At 58.9% G+C, this 7099-nt stretch carries 8 protein-coding genes; 2 read left to right on the top strand and 6 right to left on the bottom strand.

The features are described from left to right. The first annotated feature begins 110 nt into the window (after positions 1-110). The gene (gene arfB, locus AACY50_RS08660) at positions 111-524 is read left to right on the top strand and encodes an alternative ribosome rescue aminoacyl-tRNA hydrolase ArfB (RefSeq protein ID WP_339465190.1); all 414 of its coding nucleotides are present in this window, start codon (positions 111-113) and stop codon (positions 522-524) included. On the opposite strand, the gene AACY50_RS08655 is transcribed toward arfB, so the two are convergent. The 6 genes from AACY50_RS08655 to phhA all read right to left on the bottom strand — a co-directional run bounded on the left by AACY50_RS08655 (position 521) and on the right by phhA (position 4927). Beyond that, positions 521-1720, bottom strand: coding sequence for an MFS transporter (locus tag AACY50_RS08655; protein ID WP_339432640.1), 1200 nt, complete (start codon positions 1718-1720; stop codon positions 521-523). The two genes, arfB and AACY50_RS08655, sit on opposite strands and share 4 nt — an antisense overlap. A gap of 103 nt (positions 1721-1823) precedes the next feature. Beyond that, a complete protein-coding gene (locus tag AACY50_RS08650; RefSeq protein WP_042558181.1) occupies positions 1824-2006 on the bottom strand; it encodes a hypothetical protein in 183 nt (60 codons plus the stop codon). Between the two features lie 70 nt (positions 2007-2076). Continuing rightward, on the bottom strand, positions 2077-2208 hold the full coding sequence (locus tag AACY50_RS08645; RefSeq protein WP_260455831.1) for a hypothetical protein: 132 nt from the start codon (positions 2206-2208) through the stop codon (positions 2077-2079). A gap of 270 nt (positions 2209-2478) precedes the next feature. Then, a complete protein-coding gene (locus AACY50_RS08640) occupies positions 2479-3672 on the bottom strand; it encodes an amino acid aminotransferase (protein ID WP_339495098.1) in 1194 nt (397 codons plus the stop codon). Further along, a complete protein-coding gene (locus tag AACY50_RS08635) occupies positions 3672-4028 on the bottom strand; it encodes a 4a-hydroxytetrahydrobiopterin dehydratase (RefSeq protein WP_003222798.1) in 357 nt (118 codons plus the stop codon). Before AACY50_RS08635 ends, AACY50_RS08640 begins: the two co-directional genes overlap by 1 nt. A 107-nt stretch (positions 4029-4135) precedes the next feature. Then, positions 4136-4927, bottom strand: a complete 792-nt coding sequence (gene phhA / locus AACY50_RS08630; RefSeq protein WP_339432637.1) for a phenylalanine 4-monooxygenase — start codon at positions 4925-4927, stop codon at positions 4136-4138. 325 nt (positions 4928-5252) lie between these two features. On the opposite strand from phhA, the gene AACY50_RS08625 reads away from it, so the two are divergent. After that, complete coding sequence (locus AACY50_RS08625; protein WP_221732010.1) at positions 5253-6812, top strand: sigma-54-dependent transcriptional regulator; 1560 nt, start codon at positions 5253-5255, stop codon at positions 6810-6812. The last annotated feature ends 287 nt before the right edge of the window (positions 6813-7099 follow it).

The raw sequence follows: 7099 nt of genomic DNA, 5'->3' as shown, positions 1-7099 counted from the left end.
AAAATCACGTTGTAGAGTGAAACACTGAGACAATAGAAGAACGCCTAAAACCCTAATAATCAAGGGCTTTATGGATATTGAGAGGTTTTCGGAATCACTATGAGAACGCAATGCTGAGGGTTTCCAACAACGTGCATCTGCCGGATGCCGAGATCGAATTGACGGCCATCCGTGCCCAAGGCGCCGGCGGGCAGAATGTCAACAAAGTCTCCAGCGCTATGCACCTTCGCTTCGATATTCCGGCCTCGTCCTTGCCTGATTTCTACAAGGAGCGATTGCTCGCGTTGCGGGACAGTCGCATCACCAGCGACGGCGTGTTGATCATCAAGGCCCAGCAATATCGTACGCAGGAAGCCAACCGCGCCGATGCGCTGGAGCGTCTGGTCGAGTTGATCCTGAGCGCCACCAAAGTCGAAAAGAAACGCCGCCCGACCAAGCCGACCCTTGGCTCGAAGAAGCGTCGGCTTGAGTCGAAAACCAAACGCGGCAGCATCAAGGCCGGGCGTGGCAAGGTGGATTTCTAGTCTTCGCGATACTTGGCGGTGTGACGGTACAGATAGACGCTCAACGCCAATCCACTCAGAGAGGCGAGGGCGGCAAACAGGAAGATCGAGGCAAAACCGAAGCCTGCCGCAATCGCGCCGGCCAATGGCCCGGTGATCCCCAGCGACAAATCGATGAACAGCGAGTAAGCGCCGACGGCCGCGCCGCGACTGGACGCGGGCACCAGATTCACCGCTTCCACACCCAGCGCCGGGAATACCAGCGAGAAACCAAAACCGCTCAACGCTGCGCCGGCCAATGCCCAATGGGCATCCGGTGCCAGCCACAACAGCAATAGGCCAAGGGTTTCCACCGACAGGCAGGCAATCGCCACGCGAAAGCCTCCAAGACGATTGATCAGGTTGCCGAACAGCAGGCGCGCACCGATGAAACTGGCGCCGAACAGACTCAGGCAGAGCACCGCGTTGTCCCAGTGCTGAGTGGCGTAATAGAGGGTGATGAAGGTGGCGATGGTACCGAAGCCGATTGAACCCAGCGCCAGGCCGCAGCCGTGAGGGAGAACGCGGCCCAGCACATGCATGAATGGTAGACGTTCACCGACGACAATCGGCGCGGCGGTTTTTGGCCAGGCCAGTAACAGGCCCAACGCGGCCAGCAGAATGATGCTCACCCCCATGCTCCACAAGCCCAGACGGCTGACCAGCCACACGCCGAACGGTGCGCCAATTGCCAGCGCGCCATAGCTGGCGATGCCGTTCCACGAGATCACTTTGGCGGTGTTCGCCGCGCCAACCCGACCAATGCCCCAGCCGATCGAGCCGGAACCGACCAGACTTTCCGCGCTGCCCAGCACCAGTCGGCCGATCAACAGGCTGATCAGGCTGAGCATCGGCATGTTCGGTGTCCATGCCGAAATCAGCATGAACACACCGCTCAAACCACAGCCCGCCAAGCCATACATCACTGCCAGCTTGCTGCCCTTGTTGTCGATGATCTTGCCTGCATACGGACGGCTGAGCAGGGTGGCCAGATACTGTACGCTGATCACCAGGCCAGCGATTACCGCGCCGAAACCGAGGTCGCTGTGGACGTAGCCCGGCAGTACAGCGAGTGGAATGCCGATGTTCAGATAGCCGATAAAGGTGAAGAGGACGATGGAAACGACTTGCAGCGTGACCGCCAGGGGGCGCTGGGGCTCTGACATAGAGAACGACATGGGTAAAGGTCCACGGGAGCAGCAGATTAGATAGGCTGCTCATGATACCGGCGCGAACGTTTCAGGGGCGGGGAAAAGTAAAACTATTTGCCGGTCGACGGTTTCAGGGTTTGGCGGGGGCGACCAGTTGCGTGGTGACCAGTGCGGCAAGTGCGTTCTCTTCGCTGCCGAAACGGGCGAGCAGGGCGGCTTGCTTCTCGGGGGAGAGCCGACTCCAGATTTCGATCATTTTCTCGGTGGCACCGATCAGAACGGCGGCTTGGCTTTCGGAGAATTCGTCGGTCATGGCGGGCTCGGGGTTTCAGGCAGTGTGGAAAGCGCATGTTAGCGCTTTCCACACGGTCTGTACGGCGGGGTTACTCTTCGCTGTCGGCCGGACGGCTCTCAACGGCTTCTTTCGGTTCGGGCTGCCCCGCGCCGGCTTGTTGCGTGGTCGTCTGCTCAGGTACGTGCAGGCTTGGGAAGGGGAGATTAGGAATCTCGTGCATGGTTGCGCTCCTCGCTAAGTCTGTTGATAGATCTGGTAGATCCGCGCTTTTTGAAAGCCTGAGCAGGATACAGCAGGAAAAATGACAATCAGACTTTTAATTCGAATTATTGCGACAAATGGCCGCAGGGGGAGCAAAAACAAAGATCACCGCAAAGTAAATGTGGGAGCGGGCTTGCTCGCGAAGGCGGTGTATCAGGCAACTTAATTGTCGACTGACACTGCGCCTTCGCGAGCAAGCCCGCTCCCACAGCGGTTTGTGTGGCTGGATCTATTTGCTGACGTCAGCGATCGCTTGTGCCAGCAAGGCGAGGCGTGTGGCGTCGATACCGGCCACGTTCGCCCGGCCTGAGCTGACCATGTAAACGCTGTGTTGCTCGCGCAGTTGTTTCACTTGCTCGGGTGACAGGCCGGTGTAAGAGAACATCCCGCGCTGCACGCCAATGTGCGCAAAACGCTCACGCAGACCATGGGGCTCCAGCGCCTCGACCAAACCACTGCGTAATTGCGCGATACGCAAACGCATGGCCTCCACTTCGTCGGCCCAGCGGCTTTTCAGCTCTGGATCGGCAAGGATGGTCGCTACAACGGCTGCGCCGTGATCCGGTGGGGTCGACCACAGGTTGCGGGCGATGTTGGCCAGTTGGCTGCGAATGTCGATGAGCTTGTCGGCGGTGTTCGCGCAGACGATCAGCGCGCCGGTGCGGTCGCGATACAGGCCGAAGTTCTTCGAGCAGGAACTGGTGATCAGCAACTCCGGCAGTTGCGCGGCGAACAAGCGGGTCGGCCACGCGTCTTGCTCCAGACCATCGCCAAAGCCCTGGTAGGCAAAGTCGATCAGCGGCAGCAAATCGCGACGGCGCACGACTTCCAGCACGCGCTGCCAGTCGTCGTGGTTCAGGTCGAAACCGGTCGGGTTGTGGCAGCACGCATGCAACAGCACCACATCGCCCTTCGGTGCTTCATTGAGCACTGCGAGCATGGCTTCGACGTCGAGACGGTTATCGCTGCCCACATACGGGTAGTGACTGATCTTGACGCCGGCCGCCGCGAAAATGGTTTCGTGGATCGGCCAGGTCGGGTTGCTCAGCCATACGCCTTTGCCCGGCAAGCACTGCGCGATGAAGTCGGCGGCCAGACGCAGGGCACCGGTGCCGCCCGGGGTCTGAGTAGCGCCGGCGCGTTGTTCGGCGATCAACTTCGAGTCAGCACCCAGTACCAGCTCATTGATGACTTTGCCAAACGACGGATTGCCGTGGCCGCCGATGTAGGTTTTGGTGTCCTGGCTTTCGACCAGCCTTGCCTCGGCGATCTTCACTGCCTCGGGGATTGGCGTGAGGCCTTGGGCATCCTTGTAGACGCCAACACCCAGGTCGAATTTGCGCGGGTTGCTGTCCTGCGCATACGCCTCCATCAAACCGAGGATCGGGTCGCCGGGTACCCGGCCAATGGCGTCGAAGTGCATTACTTGCGTCCTTCTGCGGTCTTGGCCACTTCGTCGGTGCGTGCGGCCATGATGAAGTCGTTGCGGTGCAGGCCTTTGATCGAGTGGCTCCACCAGGTCACGGTGACTTTGCCCCACTCGGTCAACAGGCCCGGGTGGTGACCTTCGGCCTCGGAGATTTCGCCGACGGCGTTGGTGAAGGCCAGTGCATGTTTGAAGTTCTTGAACAGGAAGACTTTCTCCAGCTGCATGATGCTGTCGCGTACTTCGATGTTCCAGTCAGGGATCTGCTTGATCAGGATCGGCAGTTCTTCGTCGCTGACTTGTGGCGCATCGGCGCGGCAGGCTTCGCAGTGGGCTTGGTTCAAAGTGGACATGGTTGGATTCCTGAATCGAGTGTTTTTTTTATAACGGTCGTCAATTGCGCCACGCTAAACCAAAGTGGCGCTAACGGACAGACTCACTTGTAAGCAAAAGCCACGGTTCACGCCGCTTTTGGTTTCGGCGGAAATTTTGGTGCATGCAGGCCCAACTGCATGCCTTGTCTGACCATGGCCATGATGTCTTCATGGGCCACGTCGAACAGGCGCTTGAGGTTTGGCAGGACAAAGTACAGTGGTTGCAGAATGTCGATGCGGTACGGCGTGCGCATGGCTTCCAGCGGATCGAATGTCTGATGCTCAGGTTCGTCCGACAGGCAGTAAACGGTTTCTTTCGGTGAGGACAGGATGCCGCCGCCGTAGATGCGCTTGCCTTGCGGGGTGTCGACCAGGCCGAACTCGATGGTCATCCAGTACAGGCGCGCCAGGTACACGCGCTCTTCCTTGGTCGCTTGCAGGCCGAGTTTGCCGTAGGTGTGGGTGAATTCAGCGAACCACGGGTTGGTCAGCAGCGGGCAGTGACCAAAAATCTCGTGGAAAATGTCCGGCTCTTGCAGGTAGTCGAGTTCTTCGCGGGTACGAATAAACGTGGCCACCGGAAATTGCTTGCTGGCGAGCAGTTCAAAGAACGTCTGGAAGGGAATCAGTGCCGGGACGCGAGCGACCTGCCAGCCAGTGGTTTCACCGAGCACCTTGTTGATTTCGCTCAGTTGCGGAATGCGGTCGTGGGGCAGGCCGAGTTGTTCGATACCGTCCAGATATTCCTGGCACGCACGGCCTTCGATCACTTTCAGTTGGCGAGTGATCAGCGTGTTCCACACCGCGTGTTCTTCGGCGGGGTAGTCGATAAAACCTTGCGCATCGGGCTCGCGGGCCACGTATTGCGTCTGCTTCATGCTGCTCTCCTGCTAGGGGAATTCGTTCTTGTTATGTCCAGCGATGGACTCAGAATGACTCGAGAGCGTGTTGATTTGCAGCGGGTTGAATGGCGTCCTTGTAGGAAAGATCGTCGATTTTCGTAAAGTATTCGTTACGGATTGTAGTCTGCTTCGCGTTTGCTGCGATTTTCAGGTTTGAAAAGGCTATTGGGTGTCACATAATCTTGACGACTATCTGCGCGCCTCGACAGAAAAGTGAGACCAGGGTGCGCCGCAAAACCCTGTGGGAGCCGCTTGCTTGCACAGGGGTTGTGTTCAACCTCATCCTTGTCAGGCCTTTTCTATGCGCATCAAAGTCCACTGCCAGAACCGCATCGGTATCTTGCGCGACATCCTCAACCTGCTGGTGGCTTACGGAATCAACGTCGCGCGCGGCGAGGTCGGTGGTGAGCACGGCAACGCGATCTATCTGCATTGTCCCAACCTGATCAATATCCAGTTCCAGGCGCTGCGGCCGAAGTTCGAGGCGATTGCCGGGGTGTTCGGGGTCAAGCGAGTAGGGCTGATGCCCAGCGAGCGACGGCACATGGAGTTGAATGCCTTGCTCGGCGCCTTGGAATTCCCGGTGCTGTCGATCGACATGGGCGGCTCGATTGTCGCGGCGAACCGGGCGGCGGCACAGTTGCTGGGCGTACGGGTTGATGAGGTGCCGGGGATTCCGCTCTCGCGCTATGCCGAGGATTTCGATTTGCCGGAACTGGTGCGCGCCAACAAATCGCGAATCAACGGTATGCGGGTCAAGGTCAAGGGTGACGTCTTTCTGGCCGACATCGCACCGCTGCAATCAGAGCACGACGACAGCGAAGCCATGGCTGGTGCGGTGTTGACGTTGCATCGCGCCGACCGCGTCGGCGAGCGCATCTATAACGTGCGCAAACAAGAGTTGCGCGGGTTCGACAGCATCTTCCAAAGCTCGAAAGTCATGGCCGCGGTGGTGCGCGAGGCGCGACGCATGGCGCCATTGGACGCACCTTTATTGATAGAGGGTGAGACCGGCACGGGCAAGGAGTTGCTGGCGCGCGCCTGCCACCTCGCCAGTCCGCGTGGGCAGTCGCCGTTGATGGCGCTCAATTGCGCGGGGCTGCCGGAGTCGATGGCTGAGACCGAGCTGTTTGGCTATGGCCCGGGTGCTTTCGAAGGTGCGCGCGCCGAAGGCAAACTCGGGCTGCTGGAGCTGACGGCGGGCGGCACCTTGTTTCTCGATGGCGTCGGTGAGATGAGCCCGCGTTTGCAGGTGAAGTTGCTGCGTTTTCTGCAGGATGGCTGTTTCCGTCGGGTCGGCAGCGACGAAGAGGTTTATCTGGATGTGCGGGTGATCTGCGCCACGCAGGTCGACTTGTCGGAGCTGTGCGCGCGCGGTGAGTTTCGCCAGGATTTGTATCACCGCTTGAACGTGCTTTCGCTGCACATTCCACCGTTGCGTGAATGCCTCGATGGCTTGACGCCGCTGGTGGAGCACTTCCTCGATCAGGCCAGTCGGCAGATCGGGTGTTCGCTGCCCAAACTGGCACCGGCGGCGATGGACCGGCTCAGTCATTACCATTGGCCGGGCAATGTGCGGCAGTTGGAAAACGTGCTGTTCCAGGCTGTTTCGCTGTGTGATGGCGGTACGGTCAAGGCTGAGCATATTCGTCTGCCGGATTACGGCGTGCGTCAGCCGCTTGGCGATTTTTCGCTGGAGGGTGGTTTGGACGAGATTGTCGGGCGCTTTGAGAAAGCAGTGCTGGAGCGGTTGTATTCCGAGCATCCGAGCAGTCGGCAATTAGGCAAGCGGTTGGGGGTTTCGCATACGACCATTGCCAATAAGTTGCGGGAGTATGAAGTCGGTAAAACCGATTCATAGCCCAAACATGTGTGGGTAATGATGGCCTCTTCGCGAGCAAGCCTGCTTGCACATTTGCAATGCAATCGCTGTGGGCGCGAGCTTGCTCGCGAAGGCGTTGGTACCGACAACCTCAGCGCCAGGCTTTGCCACCTACCGGCATAACACCGCCGGTTTTTCGACTTCGATACATTTCTCCCGTTCGCGCAAAACCCCTCAAGTCCTTTGTTTGCCGGGCCTGAAGCCGCCAGAAAAAAGTTGGTCTGCAAATTGCTTATGGCTCAGCAGTACAGCGGTGGGCGGCAAAC

This window comes from Pseudomonas sp. RA_15y_Pfl2_54, assembly GCF_963971015.1.
In the GTDB taxonomy this organism is placed as follows: Bacteria; Pseudomonadota; Gammaproteobacteria; order Pseudomonadales; family Pseudomonadaceae; genus Aquipseudomonas; species Aquipseudomonas baetica_A.
The sequence above is the reverse complement of the archived record's forward strand: the minus strand, read 5'-3'. Positions and strand labels throughout refer to the sequence as shown.

What these genes read in the sequence shown, in the direction of transcription:
- arfB (WP_339465190.1), top strand. Translation starts at nt 111, where the DNA reads ATGCTGAGGGTTTCCAACAACGTGCATCTGCCGGATGCCGAGATCGAA.
- AACY50_RS08655 (WP_339432640.1), bottom strand. Translation starts at nt 1,720, where the DNA reads ATGTCGTTCTCTATGTCAGAGCCCCAGCGCCCCCTGGCGGTCACGCTG.
- AACY50_RS08650 (WP_042558181.1), bottom strand. Translation starts at nt 2,006, where the DNA reads ATGACCGACGAATTCTCCGAAAGCCAAGCCGCCGTTCTGATCGGTGCC.
- AACY50_RS08645 (WP_260455831.1), bottom strand. Translation starts at nt 2,208, where the DNA reads ATGCACGAGATTCCTAATCTCCCCTTCCCAAGCCTGCACGTACCTGAG.
- AACY50_RS08640 (WP_339495098.1), bottom strand. Translation starts at nt 3,672, where the DNA reads ATGCACTTCGACGCCATTGGCCGGGTACCCGGCGACCCGATCCTCGGT.
- AACY50_RS08635 (WP_003222798.1), bottom strand. Translation starts at nt 4,028, where the DNA reads ATGTCCACTTTGAACCAAGCCCACTGCGAAGCCTGCCGCGCCGATGCG.
- phhA (WP_339432637.1), bottom strand. Translation starts at nt 4,927, where the DNA reads ATGAAGCAGACGCAATACGTGGCCCGCGAGCCCGATGCGCAAGGTTTT.
- AACY50_RS08625 (WP_221732010.1), top strand. Translation starts at nt 5,253, where the DNA reads ATGCGCATCAAAGTCCACTGCCAGAACCGCATCGGTATCTTGCGCGAC.